Genomic DNA, 23468 nt, shown 5'->3' on the forward strand with positions numbered 1-23468 from the left:
CACCGCGGACCGACGCCGCGCCCGCTCCGCCCGTCGAGCCCCACGCGCCGCCGGCGCCGGACACCGCCCCCGCTCTCCCCGCCGCCGCGCCGCCGCTCTATCTTTCGGCGAAGAGGGCCCGCGCCCTTTCCCTCGGCCTTGTCGTGGCGCTCGGGCTATCGGCGGCGGTGCACGCCGCCGTGCTCGCCTATCTCGGCGAGCGCGTCGCCCGCGAAGGCGTCGAGGCAGCCGACGACGCCATCAGCGTCGAGATCATCCTGGAAGCACCCCCCGCGCCTCCGGCCAGGCCGGTGGAGGGCGAGGCGGCGCAGACGCCGCGGCCGGAGATGGCCGCCGCTGAAGAAGCCGCCGAAGCGGTGGAACCGCGGCAGGCGGCGGAAGAGACCCGCCCCACCGAGACGCCCGAGAGCCAAGCCGAGGCTTCGAAGGCCGTCCCACCCGAACCGGCCGAGACCCCGCCCCAGCCCGTCGCGGAACCCGCGCCGGAGACCGCAAGCACCCTTACCCTGCCGCGCCAGATCATCCCCGTCCCCACGCCGAGGCCCGAACCGCAGGCGAAAGCGGAAGCATTGACCAAACCCGCCCGCAAGCCCGCGCCGGAAAAACCGCCCCGCAGCCGGGCCACGCCCCCGGCAAAGCCGACCGCGAAAAAGGCACCCGTCCAGACGCCTGCCGCCAGCGCCGGCCGCACGGGCGGCGCGACGGCCGGCGAGAAGGCCGCATACGCGCGCCGACTCCTGAGCCACGTCGAGCGCCACAAGCGGTATCCCTCCGAGGCCGCCCGCCAGGGCGCGGCGGGAGCCGCCGCCCTGTCGATCACCATAGACCGGCAGGGCCGGCTGGCGGGTGCGCGGCTCGCGCGCGGCTCAGGCCACGCGATCCTCGATGAGGAGGCGCTGGCGGTCGCCCGCAGAGCCGCCCCCTATCCGCGCCCGCCCGAGGGCGTCGGCGGCAGCACCATCAGCTTCTCCGTCACGCTGCGTTTCAAGCGGTAAGGGGGAAGGTCGGCGGCGGTGCCTTCCGCCACTACCCTTGACCGGAGAAGCCGGCGCCCACACCTTCAGTGCATTCATCGGGAGAAATGCTGTGGCCAGGAACCGGACTCGCATGCACGGCAATACCGCGAGCTCGGCGGCCGCGGGGCGGCGAACGCATCTCGTTTTCTGCGCTGCGAGCCTGGCGCTTCTGGCCGCCGCGGCCCTCGGCCTCGCCTCCCCGTCCCACGCTCAACAGCCCGCCGTGGAGCTCTGCCCGCCCGCCACCGTCGGCATCTATCCCAATTGCCGCCCGGTCGTCCGTTCGCGCTGCCCGCCCGGCACCTTCGGCGTCTTCCCGAGCTGCCGGCCCACCGTGCGCGGCGCCTGTCCGCCAGGCAACGTCGGCATCCAGCCCACCTGCCGCCCGGTGCGCAATGCACCGACGCAAATGACGCCGCCACGGGTGCAACGGCCGCCGGCGGGGATAGACCCGAAGATACCGCTGCCGTAGGCGCTGTCTGGACCAAAACAAGCCCGGCCGGCGGAGGGAAAGCCGGCCGGGCTCCTTCCCGCGCGTCCCGATTATTCGGGAACGGGGCAGGGAACGCCGCTACTGAGCGCGCGCCACCGGCGTCACCAGCGGCGTGATGCGGCGGATGGCGACGCGGCGGTTCTGCCGTTCGGGCTCCTGCGTCTCCACCTTCAGGTACTGCTCGCCATAGCCCTGGGTGACGAGGTTTTCCGGCGGCACGTCGAAGACATTCGTCAGCGCCACGGCGACGGCCTCCGCGCGGCGGTCCGAAAGCGCCAGATTGGCCGTTTCCGAGCCGACCGCATCCGTGTGGCCCTCGATCAGGAAGGTCTCCGCCGGATTCTCCTCCAGAATCCTGAGCATCGCCTCGGCCACCGCCTCGAGGTCGGCGATCTCGCTCTCCTCGATACGCGCCGAGCCGAACTCGAACTCGATGGTGTCGAGGTCGATCCGCCGCACCGTGTCGCGCACGCGGGCCGAATATTTCACCTCTTCGAGCGAATAAAGGCGGCGCACCGGCTCCACCGGCGGCTGCTGCAGGAAGGTGTAGTAGCGGTCCGGATCCTCGACCTCGTCGGCCTCAAGGACGTACTCGCTGACGGGGATGGTGAGCCGCAAGGGCGGCAGGCCGTACGACGGATCCTCGAAGACGAGCACCTCGTCGTAGCGCTCTTCCGGCACGTAGACGAGCACGTACTCGCTTCCGTCCGGCAGCACCCGCACGCGGCGGATCACGTCGCCATAGCGGTTGCGCACGGTGATGACGCGCGTGCCGTCGGGCCGCTCGATCACCTCGCGCACGCGCTCGCCGCGCAGTTCCTCGTAGAAGACCTGGTCGTCCTGGCGCGCGAGGCGGTCGTAGTCCGGGCTTTGCACGTAGATGTTGTTGTTGATCTCCACGATTGTGCGGTTGTCGTTGTATTCCTCGACCACCCGCATCTCCTCGCGCGGCCGATAGAGTTCGGCACGCCGCACCCGCACGTCCTCGCGCGTCTGGCCAAGCTCGATCGGCTGCCCTTCCTCTTCGACGAGCGCGCGGATTGCCTCCTGCACCTGCTGCGGATCGACAAGGTCCTCCTGCGCCTGTTCGTCGCTCTCAGGCACCGGCGCCTCTTCCGCCTGCTGCTCGATCGGCTCCTCGGCGGGTTCCTCGGCCTGTTCGGTAGGCTCCTCTGCCGGTTCGGCAGGCTCCTCGGCCTCGGCAGGCTGCTCCTCGCCTTCACCGACCGCCTCCGCGGCCCCCTCCTTCTGGCTATCGAGCACCGGGGCGGCGTCCTCGGGCAACGCCTCTTCCTCGTCCGCCTCCGCTTCCTCGTCGGCAGGTGCCTCTTCCGGCTCCACCGGTGCGGCCTCCTCCTCCGGAGCTTCCTCGATAGGCGCTTCCTCGGCCTCTTCGGCAGGCGCCTCTTCGGCAGGCGCTTCCTCGGCGGGCATCTCTTCCAGCGGAACCTCTTCGTCTATGACGACACACCCGCCGCCTTCGGTCATTTCGGCGTTGGGCGGGCATTCCCCAGCCTCGGGCGCCTCCTCGGCCGGCGCTTCTTCCATGGCAGGCGCCTCATCTTCGGGCGCGGCTTCCGCCGGCGCTTCCTCGGCGGGCGCTTCCTCGACAGGCGCTTCCTCGACAGGCGCCTCCTCGGTGGCCGGCTCTTCCTGCACGGGTTCTTCGGCCGCAGGCTCTTCCGCGGTGGGCGCCTCCTCGGCCGGCGCCTCCGCCTCCGGCTCCACGGGCACCTCCTCAACCGGTGCCTCCTCGGTGGGAACCTCCTCCGCAGGCGCCTCCTCTACGGGCGCTTCCTCTGCCGGAGCTTCCTCAGCGGGAGCTTCCTCGATAGGAGCTTCCTCCAGCGGAGCTTCTTCGGCAGGCGCCTCCTCCGTTGGAGCTTCCTCGACAGGCGCTTCCTCTACCGGAGCTTCTTCGGCCGGCACCTCCTCTAAAGGCGCCTCCTCCGTCGGAGCCTCCTCGACGGGCGCCTCCTCTTCCACTGCCGCGCATCCGCCGCCTGACGCCGGCGCGGTGCCCGGCGGGCATTCGCTTGCGGCGGGCGGTGCCTCGCCGGCCTCAGGCTCCACTGGAACCTCTTCCGTCTGTGCCAGCACCGGCGGCGCTTCGCCGCCATTTACCGGCGCCGGACCGCCATCCGCCTGAGCGCCGAACGGCGCGACCATCATGAGGTAGAGCGCCGAACCGGCGAGGAACTGGTTTGCCATTTTCATCTGCAATGTCTCCTGAAGAGGAGCATCCCTTCGGCGCACGTAATCGGCGAACCCTCGCTTTGGTTCCCTCGCCCGCCGACGGCGCTGCCCCCTTCCCACCCGGAAAGCACCGCAAAACCGGCGAATCTCCTCTTTTAGGCAGGTGTTTTCCGCCCCTTGCTTGACCTCTCCGCCGCCACGCGCCACATCGTCGCCATGGACCCCTTCTGGAAAACCAAGCCCCTCGAGGCCATGAGCCCTGCCGAATGGGAATCCCTGTGCGACGGCTGCGGCAAGTGCTGCCTGGCCAAGCTCGAGGACGAGGACACCGGCGACATCCACTGGACCAGCGTCGCCTGCCGCCTGTTCGACGCCGGGGCCTGCCGCTGCACAGACTATGCCGGGCGGCTGAAGCGCGTGCCCGACTGCGTGCGCCTGACGCCTGAGAATGTGCGCACGCTCACCTGGCTTCCCGCCACCTGCGCCTATCGCCTGGTGGCCGAGGGGAAGGATCTCGCCTGGTGGCACCCCCTCGTCTCCGGCAATCCCGAAACCGTGCACGAGGCCGGCATCTCCGTGCGCGGCCGCGTCCGGGCCCTTGAAGACGAGCTCGACGCGCCGGAGGACTATTTTCCCTATGTTCTGGAGGAAGAGCCATGAGCGAGACCGACACGCGGGCGCTGATCGAGCGCTATCTTGCCGCCTTCAACGCCGGCGACCATGAGGCCATGCTCGCCTGCCTTTCCGAGGATGTCGTCCACGACACCCGCGAGGGCAAGCGCGAGATCGGCAAGGAAAAGTTCCGCTGGTCGCTGGCCGAAAGGGCCCGCCACTTCCGCGAGGAGCTTGCCGACATCATCGTCATGACCGCCCCCGCCGGCATACGCGCGGCGGCCGAATTCACCGTCCGCGGCACCTATCTCGCCACCGCCGAGGGCCTGCCGGAAGCGCGCGACCAGAGCTACCGCCTAGAGGCCGGCATCTTCTTCGAAGTCGACGACGATCTCGTCACCCGCTTCACCGACTGCTTCAACCGCGCAGCCCTGAAGGCGCAGCTCGAAAAAGGCTGAGACCCGCCTGAACGCACTATGCCCGCCTGAACGCATTATGCCCGCCTGAACGCATTATGAACGACCGATTCGCGCCCGGTTCAGGCGCCCCCTGGCATCGTTGCCCCATTCGCCTCGGCGGATAGGCATTGAAACCAGGAGGAAACCCATGTTTCGCAAGATCAGGATTGCCGCCCTTTCGGCCCTTCTGGGTCTCGGCACGCTGGCCGCCATGCCGGCGACCGCCCAGGCCGACGGCCTCTATTTCAGCTTTGGCCACAGTAGCCCGCGCCTCGGCATTCACCGCGGCCATGACCGTTACTACCGGCACCACCGCCCGCGGCGGGTCTTCACCTGCACGCCGCGCAGCGCCGTCCGGAAGGCCTACCGCATGGGCCTCAGCCACGTCCGCGTGGCCGAGGTCGGCCATCGCGCCATCCGCGTCTCCGGCCACCGGTACCATCGCCGCGCCAGCATCGTCTTCGCCCGCGCGCCCCACTGCCCCGTCATCCGCGCGCTCTAACCTCGGGCAGGACTGAGACGAAAACGCCGCCGGATCGCTCCGGCGGCGTCTTTCATTACAGGGTTCAGAAACAGGTCAGCCCTGCTCCAGCGCGAAGGTGACGCTCACCTGCACCTTGTAGCTGTTCTCGCCCGCCTCGATCGGCACGGACGAATCGGCCGCCGCCTCCATACGCATCGCCTTGACCATGGGCATGGGTGGGCGCGCGCCCGCCTGCTCGGAGATCTCCAGAAGATTGCCCAGGGAAACGCCTGCCGCCTCCGCCAGCGTGCGCGCCTTCGAGAACGCGTCCTCGACGGCGCGCGTGCGCGCCTCCTTCAGCGCCTCCGCCGGGTCGTCGTTGGTGAAGGTGATGTCGCCGCCCTGGTTGACGCCGAGCGAGACGGAGCGGTCGAGCACTTCTCCCACCTTCTCCATGTCGCGCACGCGCACGGTCAGCGTGTTCGTCACCTGATAGCCGGTGATCCGCGGCTTCTCCTCGCCGTTGCTGTCGTTCGGATAGACATATTGCGGGCTGATCGCCAGTCCGCTGGTCTTGAGGTCGCGCGCCTCCACGCCCTCTTCCTTCAGCGCCGCGATGACGGCGGCCATGGCAGCGTTGTTCTCGTCCATCGCCGCGCGCGCCGTATCCCCCTCGCGCAGCACGGCAAACGTAATGACCGCCATGTCCGGGCTGACGGTCGCCTCGCCCTCGCCGGTCACCATGATCTTCGGCCCGACGTCGGCTTCCTGGGCAGCCGCCGGTACGGCGGCCAGAACGGACACGGCGAACGCCAGCGGAATGAAGCAACGGGTCATCGGCAATCTCCTTCGGATTTTGAAGCCTGAGTCTTGAAGCAGGCATTGGATAAGCGCCGATTATGGATCGATTGCGGCGCCCCTGTCTTGTGCGCAGTCGCGAAAGCCATTAATTCAGCCACACCGGGCCTGTAGCTCAATTGGTTAGAGCCGGCGGCTCATAACCGCTTGGTTGGGGGTTCGAGTCCCTCCGGGCCCACCACCCTTCGCTCTTCGAGCTTCGGGTGGCAGGCCACCCCAAGATTCATTCACAAGATCCATTTCATCAGCACCTGCAGGGCCCGTGCGGCCTCAATGGGCCTCTCCCGCCAGGTCATCGATGATGGGACAGTCCGGACGGTCGTTTCCGTGACAGTGGGCTATGAGATGCGACAGGACGGCGCGCAGGCTCTGGAGCTGGGCAATCTTGGTGTCGATCTCGTCGAGCTTCCTGCTGGCAATCGCCTTCACGTCCGCGCTGTCACGATTCTTGTCCGCATAAAGCGAGAGGAGCTGCCGGCACTCCTCGACCGTGAAACCGAGGCTGCGGGCCCGCTGAAGGAACTTCAGCCGGTGCACGTCGTCGGTCGTGTAGTCGCGGTAGCCGTTCAGGGCCCTGGATGCCCGCAACAGACCGATATCCTCGTAATAGCGGATGGTCTTTGCGGGCAGGCCCGAGTGTTCCGCCGCTGCTCCGATGTTCATGAACTGGTCTCCACGGTCTCGCTTCACGTCCTGGCCAATAAAGGTTCCAGAAACTGGAAGTTCAAGCCCGCCGATGCGCAGATTCAAAAACTTATAGCACCGTGCGTCCGAACGGACGTACGGCGCTATAACGCATGATCCCGAAAATCGGCTACCGGTTTTCGGAAAAGATCATGCTCAAACAAAGAGATAGATCATGATGCTGATTCAAAAAAAGAAGGCATCATGATCTAGTGGTGCGATCCTGCCAGATGGTACCCATCTATCAGGACAAATCGCCCCACCAGATCAATAGCTTGTGGGCTGACTTTTCCAAACGGATGGGTACCATCTGTTTGGGTCAGACCACTAGCATGGCCTGCTCCTCACGAATAACGGACGACGGTCATCATGCCGGCCACCATGTGGTAGAGATGGTGGCAGTGGAATGCCCACTCGCCGGGATTGTCGGCGTCGAAAGCGATGGTGACTTCCCTTGCCGGCGGCACCCAGACCGTATCGCGCAGCGCCCCGCTGACGCGGCGGCCGTCGATGGCGACGACCTGGAAGCGGTGTCCGTGCAGATGCATGGGATGTCCCATCATGCTCTCATTGCGCATGACGAGTTCCATCCGCTCGCCCTCGCCCACCTCCAGCACCCGGTGGGAGCCCCACGCCGCGCCGCCCAGCGTCCAGACATAGCCGTTCATGGAACCGCCGAGCGGGACCTGTTCCGACCGGTCGGCGGCCACCTCGTCGAGCGGGCTTTCGGCCCGCAGCGAAGCCTCCAGGACCAGATCGAGCGGGCCCGGCACCTCTTCGCCCGTGGCGGCGATGCGTTTGAGCGCGCCTTCGGCCGTGGCGAGATAGAAGCCTGTCCGCTCCCGCGCGCCCTCGCGCAACGCAAGGATCGGCCAGGCACCCTGCTGCCGCGGCAGGCGCAGGCGGATATCGATGCGCTGGCCCATGCCGAGCGGAAAGCGCCTGCCGGTGACCGGTGTGACCGGATTGCCGTCGACGGCAATCGCTTCGCCCTCGAGCGTGCCCAGGTCGATCCAGAAGGCCGTCCCGGCGGCACCGTTGACGAGCCTCAGCCTCACGATGCCGCCGCGCTCCACCCGGAAGCTCTGCGGATCGTCAAGCGTGCGGTCGTTGGCGAGGTAGGCGTCGTATTCGATATCGTTGAGGTCGGGCGCCATGCCGCCATGCCCCCCGCCATGCCCGGCCATCCCGCCAGACATTCCCGTGAGGCCCGAGAGCAGTTCCTCCGGGCTCTTGAAGCTGAAGTCGTGCAGCAGGACCACGACATCCTGTTCGTCCGTCGAGGCTTCCGCCGCATCCCTCACGATCAGCGGAGCGGCAAGAAGCCGCTGCTCCTGCAGCGTATGGGCGTGCATGAAATGGGTGCCGCCACGATCGACCGGGAAACGGTAATCGTAGCTCTTTCCCGCCTGCAGCAGAGGTTGCGGCAGGTCGGGCACGCCGTCCTGCCCGTAGGGCGATGTCAGCCCGTGCCAGTGGATCAGCGTCGGCTCGTCCAGATGGTTCTCCAGCCGGACATCGAAATCATCTCCGGCTTGCAGGTAGAGGCCGTGCGTCCCGTCCGGCTGCGTCAGCCCGAAGATATCGGCCGCCTTTCCCGCGACCTCGATCACCCGTTTCTCGGCGCGAAGCACCGTGGGAACGCCGGCGAAGGCGCTGATCGATGTGGAAAGGGGTAGCACCGCGCCGGCCGCGCAGGAAGCGGCGGAGGCCAGGAACTGGCGTCGTGAAATCATATGCATGGTGGCATTCTCTCATGCTCGTTGCGCATGGCCGGAAGGTCCGGCCGACTGTCGGACAGCGCGCGGGCGGGAGAAGCCGCGCGCTCAGGCGCGGGCAGGCCGGGGCGGTGGGAATTCCGGAGCGAGCGAGATCGAATCGAGCAAACGAAGCGGCAGTCCGTCCTCTTCGCCTGCGAAGGCGCGGAACGACACCGGAAGCGACTCGTAAGCAAGAAAGAGCCCGCACCCCGCAGCCGACACGCAGCAGCCGTCATCGGCCGGAATGCCTGCCGCACCGTCCTTGCACGGCTCTTGCGGGACATGCAATTCCGCCGCGTGGGCGGCCGCACGCGGCGTTCCCTCATGGGCATGCAAGCCGCCGACGAGGACCATCGAGGCGACCAGCAGCAAAGCAAGCACCAGCCGCCGCGGCGCGGCGAGAGCGTGCCGAAGACGCAAGAGACGTCTTTCCCCTCCATTGGCACGCAGAAGGCGCATCGCTTTTCCTCCGTCGGCTTCAAGAGCAATTCCAGGAAAAGTGGAAACCGGTTTTCCGTCCGGAATTGCGACAAAACAACGAGTTGGATCAGTTCATTGATTCCATGAAACGATGAACTGGTCTAACGTTCATTCTCGAACGCTCATCGCGGAGCACTCTTGAGGTGGACCAAGCGATAGCGCCAAAATTGCGGCGGCCTATTTCCCTCGGCCATAGAGCCTCAGCAATTGCGCGTTGATCGCCACGATGATCGTGCTGGCCGACATGAACACGGCGCCGATCGCCGGCGTCATCAGGAAGCCCGTGCCGAATGTAATGCCCGCGGCCATGGGAATGGCGATGGCGTTATAGCCGGTCGCCCAGATCAGGTTCTGCACCATCTTGCCGTAGGTCGCCCGCGATAGGCCGAGAATGGCCGCCACGTCGCGCGGGTCGCTGCGCACGAGGACGATGTCTGCCGATTCCACCGCCACGTCCGTTCCCGCGCCGATCGCCACGCCGAGATCCGCCTGCACGAGGGCCGGCGCGTCGTTGACCCCGTCGCCCACCATCGCCACACGCAGGCCCCTGTCCTGGAGCGCGCCGATCTTTGCCGCCTTCTGGTCCGGCAGAACTTCCGCGAAATACTCCTCGATGCCAAGTTCCGCCGAGACCGCCCGCGCCACCCCGTCGGCATCTCCCGTCAGCATGATAGGGCTGATACCCAGCCGTTTGAGCTGCGCGACGGCCTCCCGCGATTCGGGGCGCACGATGTCGGCCAGCGCGAAAAGCGCCTGCGGCTCTCCGCCCCTGACGAGGACGACGACGGTCTTGCCCTGCTCCTCCAGCTCCCTGAGGCGCGGGTGGCCGATCGGCTTTCCCTGCCGGGCGAGCCGCCCCGGGCTGACGATGCTGAGTTTCTCCCCTTCGACCGTGGCGACGATCCCTTCGCCGGTGATGTTGCGGACGCTGCCGGGCTTGGGAAAGGCAACGCCCCGCTCCTTCGCCGCCGCCACGATGCCCTGTGCGATCGGGTGCTCCGACTGGCTCTCCGCGGATGCCGCCAGCCGCAGCGCCTCCACATCGTCTTTGCCAGACAGCATGACGATGTCGCTGACCCCGAACCTGCCCTCGGTCAGCGTTCCCGTCTTGTCGAAGACGGCGGCGTTGAGGTTGCGCGCCCGCTCGAAGGCGGCGCGGTCACGGATGAGAAGGCCGCTTCCGGCACTGAGCGACGTGCTGACGGCGACGACCAGCGGCACGGCCAGGCCCAACGCATGCGGACAGGCGATCACCATCACCGTGACCATGCGCTCGATCGCAAATTCCCAGCTTTCGCCGGCCGCCACCCAGAAGGCGAGCGAGCCGAAGCCGACGATAAGCGCGATATAGGTGAGCCATCCCGCGGCGCGGTTGGCGATGTCCTGGGTGCGCGAGCGGCTCGCCTGCGCCTGCTTCACCATGTCGATGACCTGCGCCAGATAGGTGCCGCTGCCCGTCGCCGTCACCTCGATCGTGACGGCCCCCGCCCCGTTGATCGCTCCGCCTATGGCGCTGTCGCCCGGCTTCTTCGCGACCGGGCGCGACTCTCCCGTCAGCATCGCCTCGTTGAAGGAGGTTTCGCCCTCGGCGATGCGGCCGTCCACCGGCACCTTCGCGCCCGGCCGGACGAGCACCCGGTCGCCGGGCGCAAGCGCGGCGATCGCCACCTCGTGGCTGTTGCCTTCGGCATCGAGCCGCAACGCCGTATCGGGAAGCAGCCTCACCAGCTCCTCCAGCGCCCGCGAGGCGCCCATGACGGAGCGCATCTCCAGCCAATGGCCGAGCAGCATGATGGCGATGAGGGTGGCAAGCTCCCAGTAGAAGGACATGCCGGGCAGCCCGAAGGTCACGGCGGCCGAATAGAAATAGGCGACCGAGATCGCCAGCGCGATCAGCGTCATCATGCCGGGCTTGCCGGACCTGACCTCTGCGGAAAACCCGCTGATGAAGGGCCAGCCGCCATAGAAATAGACGACGCTTGAGAGGAGGAAGAGCAGGTACTCGCTGCCACGGAAGGCGAGCGCCTCACCCAGCCCCAGCCAGTGCTGGATCATCGGCGACAGGAGGAGGATCGGCGGCGTCAGCGCCAGCGCCACCCAGAACCGGCGGCGAAAATCCTCCACCATCGCTGAATGGTCGGCATGCCCCGCATGGCCCGAGCCGGAGCCGGCCTCGGGGTGACCGCCCGCGGCAGGCGGCGTATCCTCGTGCATCCCATGATGATGGTGGTGCTGGCCGTGCCCAGCAGCGTCGCGGTGGACTTCCTGCATTCGCTTCCCCTTGCGCCGGGCTACCCGGCCGCTACGCCAACCTTGCCTTCCCACCATTCGGAATTCTTGCAGCTTCCAGTAAGTGGAAGGTCAAGAGCTCCCTGCCTTGCGAGAAGACAAGACTGCTCTACCCGGGTTCCGGGCGAGGGGAATTGATTTCGCGCAAGCGGACTTCGTCGTTCCGGCGCAGGAGCAGGTTCCTACCCGCGGAAACCTCGCGGTCGGTGCGGCATGACACGCGCCGCACCGGATAGGCGGCAGCGCCGATCGGGCCCGTTCCGGCCTTACACGATCGTCCGCACCTCGGTGTCCGTCTCCTCCAGCACCTCGTCCGGCACGAAGAAGTCGCCGGCGAGCGGGCCGGTGACGCCGGGGGCGTATTTCGCGAAATCCGTCACCCCCTCCTCGCGCAGCACCAGTTCGTCGATGAAGAAGTTGCCCGTGCAGGCGCGCGCCGGCCGGTTCAATATGGCGTGCGCGGCGTCGGCGACGATCTCCGGCGTGCGGCACACTTTGGCCATGGCCTCGCCGCCCAGCACATTGCGCACCGCCGCCGTGTCGATCGCCGTCAGCGGCCACAGCGCGTTGACGGCGATGCCGTCGGCGGCGAACTCGGCGCTCATGCCCAGCGTGCACATGGACATGCCGAACTTGGCCATCGAATAGGCGACGTGGTTCCTGAACCATTTCGCCTTCATGTCGAGCGGCGGCGCCAGGCTGAGGATATGCGGGTTCTCGGCCTTCTTAAGGTGCGGAATGCAGGTCTTGGAGACGAGGAACGTGCCGCGCGCGTTCACCTGGTGCATCAGGTCGTAGCGCTTCATCTCGGTTTGAAGCGTGCCGGTGAGCTGGATGGCGCTGGCGTTGTTGATGCAGATGTCGATGCCGCCGAAGGCCTCCACCGTCGCCGCCACCGCCTCCTCCACCTGCTCTTCCGAGCGGATGTCGCACAGGATCGGCAGCGCCTTGCCGCCCGCCGCCTCGATCTCGCCGGCGGCCGTATGGATCGTCCCCGGCAGCTTGGGATGCGGCTCCGCGGTCTTGGCGGCGATGGCGACGTTCGCCCCGTCGCGCGCGGCCTTGAGCGCGATCGCCAGCCCGATCCCCCGGCTGCCGCCGGAAATGAAAAGCGTCTTGCCCGCAAGCGACATGTCCGTTCCTCCCATGGCTGACACCATGTGTCATCACCTCAGCGCGTCATCCCTACCCGCGCATCGTCCCCACCCGCGCGCGCGTCATCCCGGAAGTCGGAGCGAAGCGGAGACTGTCCGGGACCCATTCCGGAACGGCCTGTGCCAAGCGAGAGCATCACGGAATGGGTCCCGGACAAGCCTTCGGCTTTCCGGGATGACGACCCGCATCAAAACAAACCTTAGCCCGCCTTTTACGTGAACGTCAACTTTCCGCTCCCGCCAGCTCCGCAATCCCGCCATGGGCGGCCGACCACGTCAGCGGCTCGTTCAGGAACCGCTCCGCCTCCTCGAGCGCGTCGGCGCCGAAGCGGTTCTGCCTGCGGCAGGCATCGAGCACGTCCCACCATGTCGTCAGATAGTGGAGCCGCATGCCGGCCGCCTTCAGGCGGTCCGGCGTGTCGGGAAAGATGCCGTAGTAGAACACGGCGAACGTGTCCGTCACCTTAGCCCCGGCGTTGCGGATCACCTCGGCGAACTTGATCTTGCTGCCGCCGTCGGTCGTCAGGTCCTCGACCAGGAGCACCCGCGCCCCCTCCGCCAGATCGCCCTCGATCTGCGCGTTGCGGCCGAACCCCTTCGGCTTCTTGCGCACGTAGAGCATCGGCAGCCCCAGCCGGTCGGAAAGCCAAGCGGCGAAGGGAATGCCCGCCGTCTCGCCGCCGGCCACCGCGTCGAACTGCTCGAACCCCGCCCCGCGCAGGACGACGGAGGCGCCGAAATCGGTCACGGCCGAGCGGATGCGCGGGTAGGAGATGAGCTTGCGGCAGTCGATATAGACCGGGCTGGCGATGCCGGAGGTGAAGGTGAAGGGCTTGTCGGCGCGGATATGGACGGCCTCGATCTCCAGAAGCATGTCGGCGACCGCCTCGGCGATCAGCGCCTTGTCGGGAAAGGTGTTGGCGAACATGGGCAGGCTCCCGCTGTGATGCTCTCTCGCTAGTGGTCTGACCCAAACAGATGGTACCCATCCGTTTGGAGAAGTCAGCCCACAAGCTATTGATCTGGTGGGGCGATTGCCCTGACAGATGGGGACCATCTGTCAAGATCGCACCACTATCAGTATCGTCCCCGGCTAGGAAGCATCGTCCTCGACTTTCCAGTGGATGGGAAACATCGGGTCGAAGACGGTGATCGTCTCAGCCCCCGCCGTCACCTTGCGCACAAACTCCAGCGGCTCCGCGCAGCGCGTAAGCCTGATGCGCCTCTCGTTGGGAGGCAGGCGATAGAACGCCGGCCCGTTGAGCGATGAGAAGGCCTCCAGCCGCTCCAGCGCGCCTTCCTCCTCGAACACCTGCGCCAGGCAGGCCATCGTGTTGGGCGCGTTGAAGACGCCGGCGCAGCCGCAGGCGCTCTCCTTCAAGGGGTCCACATGCGGCGCCGAATCCGTGCCCAGGAAGAACCGCCCCTCGCCCGAGGTCGCCGCTTCGCGCAGCGCCAGCCGGTGCGTCTCGCGCTTGGCCACCGGCAGGCAGTAGTAATGCGGGCGGATGCCGCCGGCCAGGATCGCATTGCGGTTGATGATGAGGTGATGCGTGGTGATGGTGGCGCCGATATGATCGTCCTGCGCCCGCACGAACGCCACGCCGTCCTTCGTCGTCACATGCTCCATGACGATCCGAAGCTCCGGCAGCCGCCGGCGCAACGGCGCGAGCACCCGCTCGATGAACACCGCCTCGCGGTCGAAGATGTCGACCGTCGGATCCGTCACCTCGCCGTGCACGCAAAGCGGCATGCCGATCGCCGCCATCCTTTCGAGCACCGGAACGACCGCCTCGATGTTGCGCACCCCGCTCTCGGAATTCGTCGTCGCGCCGGCCGGATAAAGCTTCACCGCCGCCACCAGCCCGTCGCGGAAACCCGATTCGACATCAGCGGCTTGCGTCGCTTCGGTAAGGTAAAGCGTCATCAGCGGGGTGAAGCGGCTCTCTTCCGGCAGCGCCGCCAGGATACGCTCGCGATACGCCGCCGCCTCAAGGCTCGTCACCACCGGCGGCACCAGGTTCGGCATGACGATGGCCCGCGAAAAATGCGCCGCCGTATAAGGCGCCACCGCCTGAAGCACGGCCCCGTCGCGCAGGTGAAGGTGCCAATCGTCGGGTTGTCTTATGGTGAGCGTTTTCATGTCCGGCGTCCTAGATACCTGAATTCCCCCTCCCCGCAAGGAGCACGCCCACAAAAATTGGGGCAATCGCTTGAAATGCCGTGCCCTACGGCGCCCCCCTCTGTCCTGCCGGACATCTCCCCCACAAGGGGGGAGATTGCGCCGGCCGCTTGCTCCGACACTCCCTTCTGCAACGCTGGCGATTGGCGAAGGCAGGCGCGAAGGCTGATCTCCCCCCGTGTGGGGGAGATGTCCGGCAGGACAGAGGGGGGCGCGAAGGGGCGAAAACCTATCGAGCGATTGCCCTCCCCACAAAATTCTCGACCGTCCCTGTCGGATTGAGGCATGCTCCAGCGTCTTCCAACCGAACGAGGTGACCCGAATGCTCTACGCCATCCTGTGCTACCACGACGAGGACGTCGTCAGTTCCTGGTCCAAGGCCGAGGACGAGGCCGTGCTGGCCAAGCGCGAGCGCGTGCAGCAGGAATTCGTCGACAAGGGCAAGATGGGCCCGGCGATCCGCCTCATGCCCACCTCCGCCGCCACCACCCTGCGCGTGTCGGGAGGCGAGCAGCTCGTCCTCGACGGCCCCTTCGCCGAGACCAAGGAACAGCTCCTCGGCTTCTACATCGTCGATTGCGAAAGCCTCGACGAGGTGGTCGAGTTCGGCAAGCGCCTGAAGGAGGGCGAGGCTTGCACCTTCGAAATCCGCCCGTTGAGCATCTTCAAAGAGGGCGTGCTGCCTGAAAAGGTGAAAGTGGCATCATGAACGACCTCGCCTGGATCGAGACCGCACTGACAGGAGCCCGCCCGCAGGCCATGGGCGCGCTTCTGCGCTATTTCCGCGATCTCGACCGGGCGGAGGAGGCGTTTCAGGAGGCATGCCTGCGCGCCGTGAAGACCTGGCCGGTCAAGGGGCCGCCGCGCGACCCCGCCGCCTGGCTCATCTTCGTCGGCCGCAACGCCGCCCTCGATGCGGTGCGCCGCGACAGCCGCAACACGGCACTGCCCGAGGACGCGGCCATCTCCGACCTCGATGACGCGGAGACAGACATGGCCGAACGCCTCGACGACGCGCACTACCGCGACGACATCCTGCGCCTCATGTTCATCTGCTGCCATCCGGACCTGCCGGCCACCCAGCAGATCGCGCTGGCCCTGCGCATCGTCTGCGGCCTCACCGTGCCGGAGATCGCCAGCGCCTTCCTCGTCAATGAAAAGGCGATGGAGCAGCGCATCACCCGCGCCAAGCGCCGCGTCACCGGCGCCGACGTGCCCTTCGCCGCCCCCGATGCGGTCGAGCGCTCCGAGCGGCTCGCCGCCGTCGCCGCCATGATCTACCTGATCTTCAACGAGGGCTATTCGGCCAGCGGCGGCGACGTGCATGTGCGCGAGCAGTTGTGCGAGGAGGCGATCCGCCTCGCCCGCCTGCTCCTGCGCCTCTTCCCCGCCGAGCCCGAGATCATGGGCCTGCTCGCCCTCATGGTCCTCCAGCACGCCCGCACCCCCGCCCGCCTCGACGCCGAGGGCGACATCGTGCTCCTGGAGGACCAGGACCGCGGCTTGTGGAACCGCGAGAAGATCGCCGAGGGCCTGGCTCTGGTCGACAAGGCCATGCGCCACCGCAAGCCCGGCCCCTATCAGCTTCAGGCGGCGATCGCCGCCCTCCACGCCCGCGCGGCAAAGCCCGAGGATACGGACTGGCAGGAGATCAACCTCCTCTACCAGATGCTGGAGCGCTACCAGCCTTCGCCCATCGTCCGCCTCAACCGCGCCGTCGCCGTCTTCAAGGCGCAGGGCCCCGAAGCAGCGCTCCTCCTGATCGAGCCGCTCGCCGACCGCCTGTCGGGCTACTTCTATTTCCACGGCGTGCGCGGCGCCCTCCTGATGGAGCTCGGCCGCAGTGCCGAGGCCCGCACCGCCTTCGACAAGGCCATCGCGCTTGCCCGCACCCCCGCCGAAGCCGCCCACATCCGCCAGCACATCGACCGGCTTCTGGCCGACGGCAAGAAGCGCGCCGCAAGCTAACCCTATCGCATATGGATGGACTCTTTGTTCGGCTTCGCCGGGACCCCCACCCCTACCCTCCCCACAAGGGGGAGGGGGACGATGGCGCGCTCGACCGGGCTTCCCTCCCCCTTGAGGGGAGGGATTGAGGGTGGGGGTCCGGCGAAGCCGAACTAAAGATCACATGCGATTGCCCTCCCCTCCAGGAGGAAGAAAAAATGTCGGCGCCGCCGCCCCTCGCGCGTCCTGCGTCCGCGCAACCACAGCAAAGGGAGAGAACCATGCGCTATGTCTGCCTTGTCCACGGCGACGAAGCCGATCTGATGGCCCTGTCGGAGGAGGACGGCCGCAAGCTCACCCGCGATTCCCTCGATTACGACCGCGTTCTCGATGAAGCCGGCCACCTCCTCGTCGCCCATGCTCTGGAATCGCCCACCCGCGCCACCTGCCTGCGCACGAAGGGCGGCAGGATCGTCGCCACCGACGGCCCCTACTCCGAAACCAAGGAACAGTTGCTGGGCTTCCTCCTGATCGAGGCGAAGGACCGCAAGGAAGCGCTCGCGCTCGCCTCCAAGGTGCCCATGCTGCGGCACGGGCCCATCGAGGTGCGCGCCGTGCACTGGCTGGAAGGCGAATAGCCAGGCGCCTTGTCGTCGCCGAGGACGGAAAAAATGTCGGATACCTGATCACGAAGGAGGAAGATCATGCGGTATGTATGTCTTGTCTACGGCGATGGCGCGGCGATCGGCGCCCTGCCGGAAGAAGAGCTGCGCCAGCTCCAGCGTGACAACATGAACAACGACAGGACCCTCGCCGAAAACGGCCATCTGGTCTTCGCCCACGCGCTGGCGCCGGCGGAGGCCACCACCTGCCTGCGCACCAAGGGCGGCAAGGTCATCGCCACCGACGGCCCCTACGTCGAATCCAAGGAGCAGCTGCTCGGCTTCCTCCTGTTCGAGGCGAAGGATCGAAACGAGGCCGTCGAGCTCGCCGCCACCGTGCCGATGCTGCGGCATGGGCCGGTGGAGGTGCGGGAGGTCATGATGCTGGAAGGGGGATAGCGAAGGGGCGCCGGCATCTCCGTTCGGCCAACCCCACTCAAAATTTTCCCTCCTCGCAGCACAAAAATGTCGGACCGGCCCCCTGCCGATCGTCCTGCGGTCGTGCGGGGTGCCGAAGGAGAAGGAGAGGACCATGCGGTACGCATTGCTGGTCTACGGCGAGGAGGCGGCCCTCAAAGCCCTGCCGGAAGAGGAACTGCGCCGGCTCGAGCGCGAAGCGGTCGCCAACGACAAGGTGCTGCAGGAGGGCGGGCATCTCATCGTCGGCCACGCCCTGGAATGGTCGTCGGACGCAATGTCGCTGCGCACGCGCGGCGGCAGGACCGTGGCCACCGACGGCCCCTTCGCCGAGACCAAGGAGCAGTTGCTGGGCTTCCTGCTGGTCGAAGCGAAGGACCGCGACGAAGCCCTCGCCCTCGCCGCGAAACTGCCGATGCTGAAGGACAACACGATCGAAGTCCGCGCCGTGGGAAGGTGCCTGGCCGAGCCGTCCTGAACGCCCGACGCGCCACCCCTCGCGAAAAAATGTCGGAAGGCGGCTTCCGCCTTCGTCCTGCGGGGGATCGCCCCCGCAATCGCTGAAGGCGATCACTGAAAGAGAGGAGAAGGACAATGCAACATCAAGTCGTTTCCCGCGAAGAATGGCTCGCCGCCCGCAAGGCGCTCCTGGAAAGGGAGAAGCAGGCCTCGCGCCTGCGCGACGAGATCAGCGAACAACGCCGGGCGCTGCCCTGGGTGAAGATCGACAAGGACTACGTCTTCGACACGCCCCACGGCCGCAAGAGCCTTGCCGATCTCTTCGACGGCCGCAGCCAGCTCATCGTCCAGCACTTCATGTTCCCGCCAAGCTGGGAGGCCGGCTGTCCCGGCTGCTCCTTCGAGGCCGACCATGTCGACGGCGCCCGCCAGCACTTCCTGCACAAGGACGTTACCTACGTCGCCATCTCGCGCGCGCCCGTCGACAAGATCGAGGCCTACCGCAAGCGCATGGGCTGGACCTTCCCCTGGGTCTCCTCCGGCGGCAGCGACTTCAACTACGATTTCCACGTCTCCTTCCGCAAGGAGGATCTGGAAAATGGCACCGCCACCTACAATTTCGCGCCCCTCAAGGAGGACCCCGGTGTCGAGGATCTCCCCGGCCTGAGCGTCTTCTACAAGGACGCCGACGGCACGGTCTACCACACCTATTCGACCTTCGCCCGCGGCGGCGAGGAGGTGCTCGGCGCGCTGATGTATCTCGACATGACCCCCATCGGCCGCAACGAGAAGACCCCGCTCGACTGGATCCACCGTCACGACGAATATGCGGTGGAGCAGCGCAAGGCCTCCTGACACAAGGCTGGCAGGAGCCCTGTGCGATAAGACGAGGAACAGGTTGCCGGGCCGCGCCCCGGCGTCGCCCGGCGGCCTTTCCACGATATGCCCCCCATGCCGTGATCGGCCCGCCGGCCCCGGCCGCACGTTGAAAGGACTTTGCGATGACCAAGGCCCCCGAGACGCCCCGCGCGGGCCGGCGCGAATGGATCGGCCTCGCCGTCCTCGCCCTCCCCTGCATCCTTTATTCCATGGACATGACGGTGCTCAATCTCGCCGTCCCGGCGCTCAGCGCAGACCTGAAGCCGTCGAGCGCACAGCTCCTGTGGATCGTCGACATCTACGGTTTTCTCGTCGCCGGCGCCCTCATCACCATGGGCACGCTGGGCGACCGCATCGGCCGGCGCAAGCTGCTTCTGATCGGCGCCACGGCCTTCGGCCTGGCCTCCGTCTTCGCCGCCTTCGCTACAAGCGCCGGGATGCTGATCGCCGCCCGCGCCATCCTCGGCGTCGCCGCCGCCACGCTCGCCCCCTCGACGCTGTCGCTCCTGCGCAACATGTTCCACGACCCGAAGGAGCGCACCTTCGCCATTGGCGTGTGGATCTCCAGCTATTCCGCCGGCGCCGCCATCGGTCCCGTGGTGGGCGGCGTGCTGCTCGCCTATTTCTGGTGGGGCTCGGTGTTTCTGATCGCCGTTCCCGTCATGCTGCTCCTTCTGGCCGTCGCTCCGTTCCTGCTGCCGGAGTTCCGCGACCCCGAGGCCGGCAGGCTCGACATTCCGAGCGCTGCCCTGTCGCTCACCGCCGTGCTCTCCGTCATCTACGGCATCAAATGGGTGGCCGAACAGGGCTTCGGCCTCCCGGCCGTCCTCATCATCGCCGCCGGCCTCGTTCTCGGCTACCTCTTCGTGCGCCGCCAGAAGCGGCTCGACGACCCGCTGATCGACATCGGCCTGTTCCGCAGGCCCGCCTTCAGCGCCGCCCTCCTCACCAACCTCTTGAGCCTGTTCGTGGCCTTCGGCTCGTTCCTCTTCATCGGCCAGTACCTGCAGCTCGTCCTCGGCCTCACGCCGCTTCAGGCCGGCCTGTGGTCGCTGCCCTCCAGCCTCGCCTTCATCGTCGGCTCGATGACGACGGCAAAACTCACCGTGCTCGCCCGCCCCGCCTTCGTCATGGCCGGCGGCCTCCTGTTGGCGGCCATCGGCTTCGCAGCGATCGCCTGGACCGCGCGGGCGGAAAACCTGATCGCCATGATCGCCTCCTTCACCGTCTTCTCGCTCGGCCTCGCCCCCGTCTTCACGCTGACGACGGACCTGATCATCGGTTCCGCCCCGCCGGAGCGCGCGGGCGCCGCCTCGGCCATCTCCGAGACGAGCGCCGAGCTCGGCGGCGCGCTCGGCATTGCCGTGCTGGGCAGCATGGTGACCGCCGTCTACCGCGGCGCCATGCAGGCGGACGGCCTCGCCGAAATCCCCGCCTCCATGGTCGAGACGGCGCGCGACACGCTGGGCGGCGCACGCGCCGTCGCCCGCGAACTGCCGGAGACCCTCGGCACACCGCTGCTGGCCACCGCCCGCGAGGCCTTCACGGAAGGCCTGGTGCTCGCTTCCCTCATAAGCGCCGCCATCGCCATCCTGACCATGCTCCTCATCCTCGGCGTCTTGCGCCGCGAGGGCACACCCGGCCCGACCGAGGAGACCGAAAAACCCCTGCCTGCCACTGCCTCCTAAGGCCCCCTTGCGGCCGCACCGTTCTCCCCCCTCTTTTGGTGCGGCCGCTTTTTTCCCTGAAAAACCCGCCCCTGTCGGATTTCCGCTCCCCCGCCCGTCCTTCGTTCGAGTTCCGCAAGGGGACTCGTTGGCGAAACCATGGAGAGAAAAATGTCGGCAATCGAACTGGCCCCCGGAGAAACCGGCGAACCGCGCGGCGGCGTCATCGCCTATCTGATGCTCGACGGCACGACCAAGGCCGCCGCCCTTTACGAAAAGGCCTTCGGCGCCAAGGAGGTGGCGCGCCACCCGGTCGACGAGAAGGGCCGCACCATGCACCTCCACCTCTACATCAACGGCGGCTCGCTGATGATCGGCGACCCCTATCCCGAATACGGCCAATCCGCCCAGACCCCCGCCGCCGTCACCCTCACGCTTTGCGTCGACGACGTCGATTTCTGGTGGAATCGCGCGATCGCCACGGAGGGTATCGAGGTGGTCATGCCGCTCGAGAAGATGTTTTGGGGAGATCGCTACGGCCAGGTGCGCGACCCCTTCGGCGTCTCGTGGGCGGTCGTCGGCAAGTAGACGCCAAAGCGATTCCGGGAAAAGTGGAAACCGGTTTCCGCCCGGAATTGCGACAAAACAATGAGTTGGACCGGTTCATCGATGAGCCGGTCCAGCGGCGCCGGCGAAAAATATCCCGGCGCCAAGGGTTTACATCCCGCTCTCATGACCTACCCTTGGGCCACAAGGCTGCGACAGTCGTTTTGGCGCGGCCTTTTCGCCGGCGCGGAAGGTTCTGGCAAGGACCGAGGATTTCCCGCGCCAGGATTTACCACAGCGAAAGACAGAGAGCCCACCCCATGAGCCAGGCCAAAACCGGCGACGTCGTGCGCGTCCATTACACCGGCAAGCTGGAGGACGGTACAAAGTTCGATTCCTCCGAAGGCCGCGAGCCGCTGCAGTTCCAGGTCGGCGGCGGCCAGATCATCCCCGGCTTGGAGAAACACGTCGAGGGCATGGAGGTCGGCGAGAAGTCGACCGTCACCGTCCCCGCCGAGGAAGCCTACGGCCCGCGTGACGAGCGCCAGGTGCAGACCGTGCCGCGCGAGGCTTTGCCCGCCGATCTAGACCTCAGGATCGGCGCCAGCCTGCAGGCCACCACCCAGGACGGGCGGCAGATCCCTCTCACCGTGGTGGAGGTCGACGACATGCAGGTGACCGTCGATGCCAACCACCCGCTCGCCGGCCACGACCTCGTCTTCGACGTCGAACTGGTGGAGATCGTCGGCACGGAGCCCGGCCCGGCCTTCGGCTGACAGCGGTGTTGGGCGAGGGTCTGCTGCTCGATAGCTGAACGCCCCTTCGCGCCCCCCTCTGTCCTGAGCTTGTCGAAGGGGCTAGGCATCTCCCCCACGAGGGGGGAGATTGCACCGGCCGCTTGCTCCGGCGCCTGTCCCGCAACGTTGGCGATTGGCGAAACCATTCGCGACAGCCGATCTCCCCCCTTGTGGGGGAGATGTCCGGCAGGACAGAGGGGGGCGCGAAGGGGCGCCGGCATCTCCGGGAATCCCACTTCCACCTAAAGACACCGCGCCTTGGCTATGACAAGGACGCGCCCCTACTCCGGCAGCGCCTCCGCATCGTACTGCGCCGCGAACTCCGCCGACGGCGGGATCGGCTTGATCACGTCGATCAACACGCCGTTCGGATCGGCGGTGATGAAATGCCGCTGCCCGAATTCCTCGTCGCGCAGTTCCTGCAGGATCGGCAGCCCCGCCGCCTTCGCCCGCGCGTACTCGCCGTCCGGGTCGGCAACCTCGAAATTGAGGATCAGCCCCGACACCCGGCCTCGGCCGGCCTCGGGAATGGTGGCATGGTCGCCGTCGAGGATGGCAAGGTTCACCCGCCGGTCCTCGCGCGACCGAAGGTGCACATACCAGTCACTCTCGAACAGCGCCTCGAACCGGAGATGCGCCCGGTAGAATGCCGCCGTCCCCGTCACGTCGCCCGTCATGATGACGGGGTAATAGCTGGTCGTCCTCATCGCCGCGCTTCCTTCCCTCTCCACATTGACATACAGTGTGCATGTAAATTGAATTGACATACAGGCTGCATGTATGCAAGAGCGCAGTACCCGCCGCTCCAACCGCGAGCGCACGCAAGAGACCCGCGCCAGGTTGATCGCCGCCGCGCGGCGCCTGTTCGTGGAAAAGTCCTATGCCGGGACCGGCACGCCGGAGATCGCCGCCGCCGCCGGCCTGACGCGCGGCGCCCTCTACCACCACTTCGCCGACAAGCAGGCCCTCTTCCAGGCGGTGGTGGATGAGGAGGCGGAGCGCGTCGCAGCCGAGATCGAGCGGCAGGCAGACACCGCCCTCACCCCGCTCGACGCCCTGATCGAAGGCGGCAACGCCTTTCTGCAAGCGATGGCCGCGCCCGGCCGCACCCGCCTCCTCCTGCTCGACGGCCCGGCCGTCCTTGGCCGCGCCGCAATGGATGCGATCGACGGCAGGCACGGCAACCGCACCCTGCGCGAGGGGCTGGCGGCGGCCATGCGCGCCGGCGCCATCCGCCGGCTGCCGCTCGACCCGTTGACGGCACTGCTCGCCGCCGCCTACGACCGCGCGGCCCTCGCCATCGAGGCCGGCGCCGATGCCCAGGCCTTCCGCCTGACGCTCGCGGCGATGGTCGAAAGCCTCGGCTAGAGTATCCGTGTTGGTCAAGGAAGGGCAGGCGTCCATTTTCGGCTGTCTCTGAGCAGGGCGTTTGCGAGCAGGACGAGCTTT

Annotated in this window: 25 protein-coding genes and 1 tRNA gene; 16 read left to right on the forward strand and 10 right to left on the reverse strand. The window is 67.1% G+C overall.

Annotation, left to right across the window (positions count from 1 at the left end; genetic code table 11):
* Together GM910_RS24280 and GM910_RS24285 are read left to right on the forward strand one after the other, a co-directional pair.
* Positions 1-995: energy transducer TonB family protein (locus GM910_RS24280; RefSeq protein WP_159592789.1), on the forward strand; the 995-nt coding region annotated here is incomplete at its 5' end.
* 112 nt (positions 996-1107) lie between these two features.
* Positions 1108-1488: a hypothetical protein gene (locus GM910_RS24285; RefSeq protein ID WP_159592792.1), complete on the forward strand. Its 381-nt coding sequence runs from the start codon at positions 1108-1110 to the stop codon at positions 1486-1488.
* A gap of 99 nt (positions 1489-1587) precedes the next feature.
* Here GM910_RS24285 and GM910_RS24290 read toward each other — a convergent pair whose 3' ends face one another.
* The gene (locus GM910_RS24290; RefSeq protein WP_159592795.1) at positions 1588-3726 is read right to left on the reverse strand and encodes an OmpA family protein; all 2139 of its coding nucleotides are present in this window, start codon (positions 3724-3726) and stop codon (positions 1588-1590) included.
* A gap of 195 nt (positions 3727-3921) precedes the next feature.
* On the opposite strand from GM910_RS24290, the gene GM910_RS24295 reads away from it, so the two are divergent.
* The 3 genes from GM910_RS24295 to GM910_RS24305 all read left to right on the forward strand — a co-directional run bounded on the left by GM910_RS24295 (position 3922) and on the right by GM910_RS24305 (position 5277).
* Entirely contained in the window at positions 3922-4365 is a 444-nt protein-coding gene (locus GM910_RS24295) for a YcgN family cysteine cluster protein (RefSeq protein WP_159592855.1), read from the forward strand.
* Positions 4362-4775, forward strand: a complete 414-nt coding sequence (locus GM910_RS24300) for a ketosteroid isomerase-related protein (RefSeq protein WP_159592798.1) — start codon at positions 4362-4364, stop codon at positions 4773-4775. Before GM910_RS24295 ends, GM910_RS24300 begins: the two co-directional genes overlap by 4 nt.
* A gap of 148 nt (positions 4776-4923) precedes the next feature.
* Positions 4924-5277 (forward strand): hypothetical protein, encoded by a 354-nt coding sequence (locus tag GM910_RS24305; RefSeq protein WP_159592801.1) that lies wholly within the window; start codon positions 4924-4926, stop codon positions 5275-5277.
* Positions 5278-5352: 75 nt separating this feature from the next.
* Here GM910_RS24305 and GM910_RS24310 read toward each other — a convergent pair whose 3' ends face one another.
* Positions 5353-6075 (reverse strand): SIMPL domain-containing protein, encoded by a 723-nt coding sequence (locus tag GM910_RS24310; RefSeq protein ID WP_159592804.1) that lies wholly within the window; start codon positions 6073-6075, stop codon positions 5353-5355.
* 125 nt (positions 6076-6200) lie between these two features.
* On the opposite strand from GM910_RS24310, the gene GM910_RS24315 reads away from it, so the two are divergent.
* Positions 6201-6277: transfer RNA gene (locus GM910_RS24315), tRNA-Ile, on the forward strand.
* A gap of 89 nt (positions 6278-6366) precedes the next feature.
* On the opposite strand, the gene cueR is transcribed toward GM910_RS24315, so the two are convergent.
* From cueR to pyrC, 7 genes are all read right to left on the reverse strand, one after another.
* Positions 6367-6759, reverse strand: a complete 393-nt coding sequence (gene cueR, locus GM910_RS24320) for a Cu(I)-responsive transcriptional regulator (RefSeq protein WP_159592807.1) — start codon at positions 6757-6759, stop codon at positions 6367-6369.
* Positions 6760-7124: 365 nt separating this feature from the next.
* Complete coding sequence (locus GM910_RS24325) at positions 7125-8522, reverse strand: multicopper oxidase family protein (RefSeq protein ID WP_159592810.1); 1398 nt, start codon at positions 8520-8522, stop codon at positions 7125-7127.
* A gap of 84 nt (positions 8523-8606) precedes the next feature.
* Positions 8607-8999 (reverse strand): hypothetical protein, encoded by a 393-nt coding sequence (locus GM910_RS24330; protein ID WP_159592813.1) that lies wholly within the window; start codon positions 8997-8999, stop codon positions 8607-8609.
* Positions 9000-9197: 198 nt separating this feature from the next.
* A complete protein-coding gene (locus GM910_RS24335; RefSeq protein WP_246226331.1) occupies positions 9198-11291 on the reverse strand; it encodes a heavy metal translocating P-type ATPase in 2094 nt (697 codons plus the stop codon).
* A 284-nt stretch (positions 11292-11575) separates the two neighbouring features.
* A complete protein-coding gene (locus tag GM910_RS24340; RefSeq protein ID WP_159592861.1) occupies positions 11576-12442 on the reverse strand; it encodes an SDR family oxidoreductase in 867 nt (288 codons plus the stop codon).
* 244 nt (positions 12443-12686) lie between these two features.
* Entirely contained in the window at positions 12687-13391 is a 705-nt protein-coding gene (locus GM910_RS24345; RefSeq protein WP_159592816.1) for an orotate phosphoribosyltransferase, read from the reverse strand.
* Positions 13392-13556: 165 nt separating this feature from the next.
* Entirely contained in the window at positions 13557-14606 is a 1050-nt protein-coding gene (gene pyrC / locus GM910_RS24350) for a dihydroorotase (protein WP_159592819.1), read from the reverse strand.
* 361 nt (positions 14607-14967) lie between these two features.
* Here pyrC and GM910_RS24355 point away from each other — a divergent pair, with 361 nt between their 5' ends.
* The 9 genes from GM910_RS24355 (at position 14968) to GM910_RS24395 (ending at position 21998) form a co-directional block, all read left to right on the forward strand.
* Complete coding sequence (locus GM910_RS24355; RefSeq protein WP_159592822.1) at positions 14968-15354, forward strand: YciI family protein; 387 nt, start codon at positions 14968-14970, stop codon at positions 15352-15354.
* Positions 15351-16613, forward strand: a complete 1263-nt coding sequence (locus tag GM910_RS24360) for an RNA polymerase sigma factor (RefSeq protein WP_159592825.1) — start codon at positions 15351-15353, stop codon at positions 16611-16613. Before GM910_RS24355 ends, GM910_RS24360 begins: the two co-directional genes overlap by 4 nt.
* A gap of 260 nt (positions 16614-16873) precedes the next feature.
* Complete coding sequence (locus GM910_RS24365; RefSeq protein ID WP_159592828.1) at positions 16874-17230, forward strand: YciI family protein; 357 nt, start codon at positions 16874-16876, stop codon at positions 17228-17230.
* 66 nt (positions 17231-17296) lie between these two features.
* A complete protein-coding gene (locus tag GM910_RS24370) occupies positions 17297-17653 on the forward strand; it encodes a YciI family protein (protein WP_159592831.1) in 357 nt (118 codons plus the stop codon).
* Positions 17654-17786: 133 nt separating this feature from the next.
* Complete coding sequence (locus GM910_RS24375; protein WP_159592834.1) at positions 17787-18149, forward strand: YciI family protein; 363 nt, start codon at positions 17787-17789, stop codon at positions 18147-18149.
* Positions 18150-18265: 116 nt separating this feature from the next.
* Positions 18266-18985: a DUF899 domain-containing protein gene (locus tag GM910_RS24380; RefSeq protein WP_159592837.1), complete on the forward strand. Its 720-nt coding sequence runs from the start codon at positions 18266-18268 to the stop codon at positions 18983-18985.
* Between the two features lie 146 nt (positions 18986-19131).
* Positions 19132-20697, forward strand: a complete 1566-nt coding sequence (locus tag GM910_RS24385; RefSeq protein ID WP_159592840.1) for an MFS transporter — start codon at positions 19132-19134, stop codon at positions 20695-20697.
* Positions 20698-20847: 150 nt separating this feature from the next.
* Positions 20848-21264, forward strand: a complete 417-nt coding sequence (locus tag GM910_RS24390; RefSeq protein WP_159592843.1) for a VOC family protein — start codon at positions 20848-20850, stop codon at positions 21262-21264.
* Between the two features lie 278 nt (positions 21265-21542).
* The gene (locus GM910_RS24395) at positions 21543-21998 is read left to right on the forward strand and encodes an FKBP-type peptidyl-prolyl cis-trans isomerase (RefSeq protein WP_159592846.1); all 456 of its coding nucleotides are present in this window, start codon (positions 21543-21545) and stop codon (positions 21996-21998) included.
* 302 nt (positions 21999-22300) lie between these two features.
* On the opposite strand, the gene GM910_RS24400 is transcribed toward GM910_RS24395, so the two are convergent.
* Positions 22301-22726: a VOC family protein gene (locus GM910_RS24400; RefSeq protein ID WP_159592849.1), complete on the reverse strand. Its 426-nt coding sequence runs from the start codon at positions 22724-22726 to the stop codon at positions 22301-22303.
* Between the two features lie 73 nt (positions 22727-22799).
* On the opposite strand from GM910_RS24400, the gene GM910_RS24405 reads away from it, so the two are divergent.
* On the forward strand, positions 22800-23387 hold the full coding sequence (locus GM910_RS24405) for a TetR/AcrR family transcriptional regulator (RefSeq protein WP_159592852.1): 588 nt from the start codon (positions 22800-22802) through the stop codon (positions 23385-23387).
* Positions 23388-23468 lie beyond the last annotated feature (81 nt).

Origin of the sequence: Chelativorans xinjiangensis, from assembly GCF_009812055.1 — a bacterium.
In the GTDB taxonomy this organism is placed as follows: domain Bacteria; phylum Pseudomonadota; class Alphaproteobacteria; order Rhizobiales; family Rhizobiaceae; genus Chelativorans; species Chelativorans xinjiangense.

Excerpts from the sequence above, each read along its gene's own strand:
- GM910_RS24305 (WP_159592801.1), top strand. The coding sequence starts at position 4,924 with ATGTTTCGCAAGATCAGGATTGCCGCCCTTTCGGCCCTTCTGGGTCTC.
- GM910_RS24395 (WP_159592846.1), top strand. The coding sequence starts at position 21,543 with ATGAGCCAGGCCAAAACCGGCGACGTCGTGCGCGTCCATTACACCGGC.
- GM910_RS24370 (WP_159592831.1), top strand. The coding sequence starts at position 17,297 with ATGCGGTATGTATGTCTTGTCTACGGCGATGGCGCGGCGATCGGCGCC.
- GM910_RS24365 (WP_159592828.1), top strand. The coding sequence starts at position 16,874 with ATGCGCTATGTCTGCCTTGTCCACGGCGACGAAGCCGATCTGATGGCC.
- GM910_RS24375 (WP_159592834.1), top strand. The coding sequence starts at position 17,787 with ATGCGGTACGCATTGCTGGTCTACGGCGAGGAGGCGGCCCTCAAAGCC.
- GM910_RS24310 (WP_159592804.1), bottom strand. The coding sequence starts at position 6,075 with ATGACCCGTTGCTTCATTCCGCTGGCGTTCGCCGTGTCCGTTCTGGCC.
- GM910_RS24355 (WP_159592822.1), top strand. The coding sequence starts at position 14,968 with ATGCTCTACGCCATCCTGTGCTACCACGACGAGGACGTCGTCAGTTCC.
- GM910_RS24340 (WP_159592861.1), bottom strand. The coding sequence starts at position 12,442 with ATGTCGCTTGCGGGCAAGACGCTTTTCATTTCCGGCGGCAGCCGGGGG.
- GM910_RS24405 (WP_159592852.1), top strand. The coding sequence starts at position 22,800 with ATGCAAGAGCGCAGTACCCGCCGCTCCAACCGCGAGCGCACGCAAGAG.
- GM910_RS24390 (WP_159592843.1), top strand. The coding sequence starts at position 20,848 with ATGTCGGCAATCGAACTGGCCCCCGGAGAAACCGGCGAACCGCGCGGC.
- GM910_RS24330 (WP_159592813.1), bottom strand. The coding sequence starts at position 8,999 with ATGCGCCTTCTGCGTGCCAATGGAGGGGAAAGACGTCTCTTGCGTCTT.
- GM910_RS24300 (WP_159592798.1), top strand. The coding sequence starts at position 4,362 with ATGAGCGAGACCGACACGCGGGCGCTGATCGAGCGCTATCTTGCCGCC.
- GM910_RS24360 (WP_159592825.1), top strand. The coding sequence starts at position 15,351 with ATGAACGACCTCGCCTGGATCGAGACCGCACTGACAGGAGCCCGCCCG.
- GM910_RS24385 (WP_159592840.1), top strand. The coding sequence starts at position 19,132 with ATGACCAAGGCCCCCGAGACGCCCCGCGCGGGCCGGCGCGAATGGATC.
- GM910_RS24380 (WP_159592837.1), top strand. The coding sequence starts at position 18,266 with ATGCAACATCAAGTCGTTTCCCGCGAAGAATGGCTCGCCGCCCGCAAG.
- GM910_RS24295 (WP_159592855.1), top strand. The coding sequence starts at position 3,922 with ATGGACCCCTTCTGGAAAACCAAGCCCCTCGAGGCCATGAGCCCTGCC.
- GM910_RS24325 (WP_159592810.1), bottom strand. The coding sequence starts at position 8,522 with ATGCATATGATTTCACGACGCCAGTTCCTGGCCTCCGCCGCTTCCTGC.
- GM910_RS24345 (WP_159592816.1), bottom strand. The coding sequence starts at position 13,391 with ATGTTCGCCAACACCTTTCCCGACAAGGCGCTGATCGCCGAGGCGGTC.
- cueR (WP_159592807.1), bottom strand. The coding sequence starts at position 6,759 with ATGAACATCGGAGCAGCGGCGGAACACTCGGGCCTGCCCGCAAAGACC.
- GM910_RS24285 (WP_159592792.1), top strand. The coding sequence starts at position 1,108 with ATGCACGGCAATACCGCGAGCTCGGCGGCCGCGGGGCGGCGAACGCAT.
- pyrC (WP_159592819.1), bottom strand. The coding sequence starts at position 14,606 with ATGAAAACGCTCACCATAAGACAACCCGACGATTGGCACCTTCACCTG.
- GM910_RS24400 (WP_159592849.1), bottom strand. The coding sequence starts at position 22,726 with ATGAGGACGACCAGCTATTACCCCGTCATCATGACGGGCGACGTGACG.
- GM910_RS24290 (WP_159592795.1), bottom strand. The coding sequence starts at position 3,726 with ATGAAAATGGCAAACCAGTTCCTCGCCGGTTCGGCGCTCTACCTCATG.
- GM910_RS24335 (WP_246226331.1), bottom strand. The coding sequence starts at position 11,291 with ATGCAGGAAGTCCACCGCGACGCTGCTGGGCACGGCCAGCACCACCAT.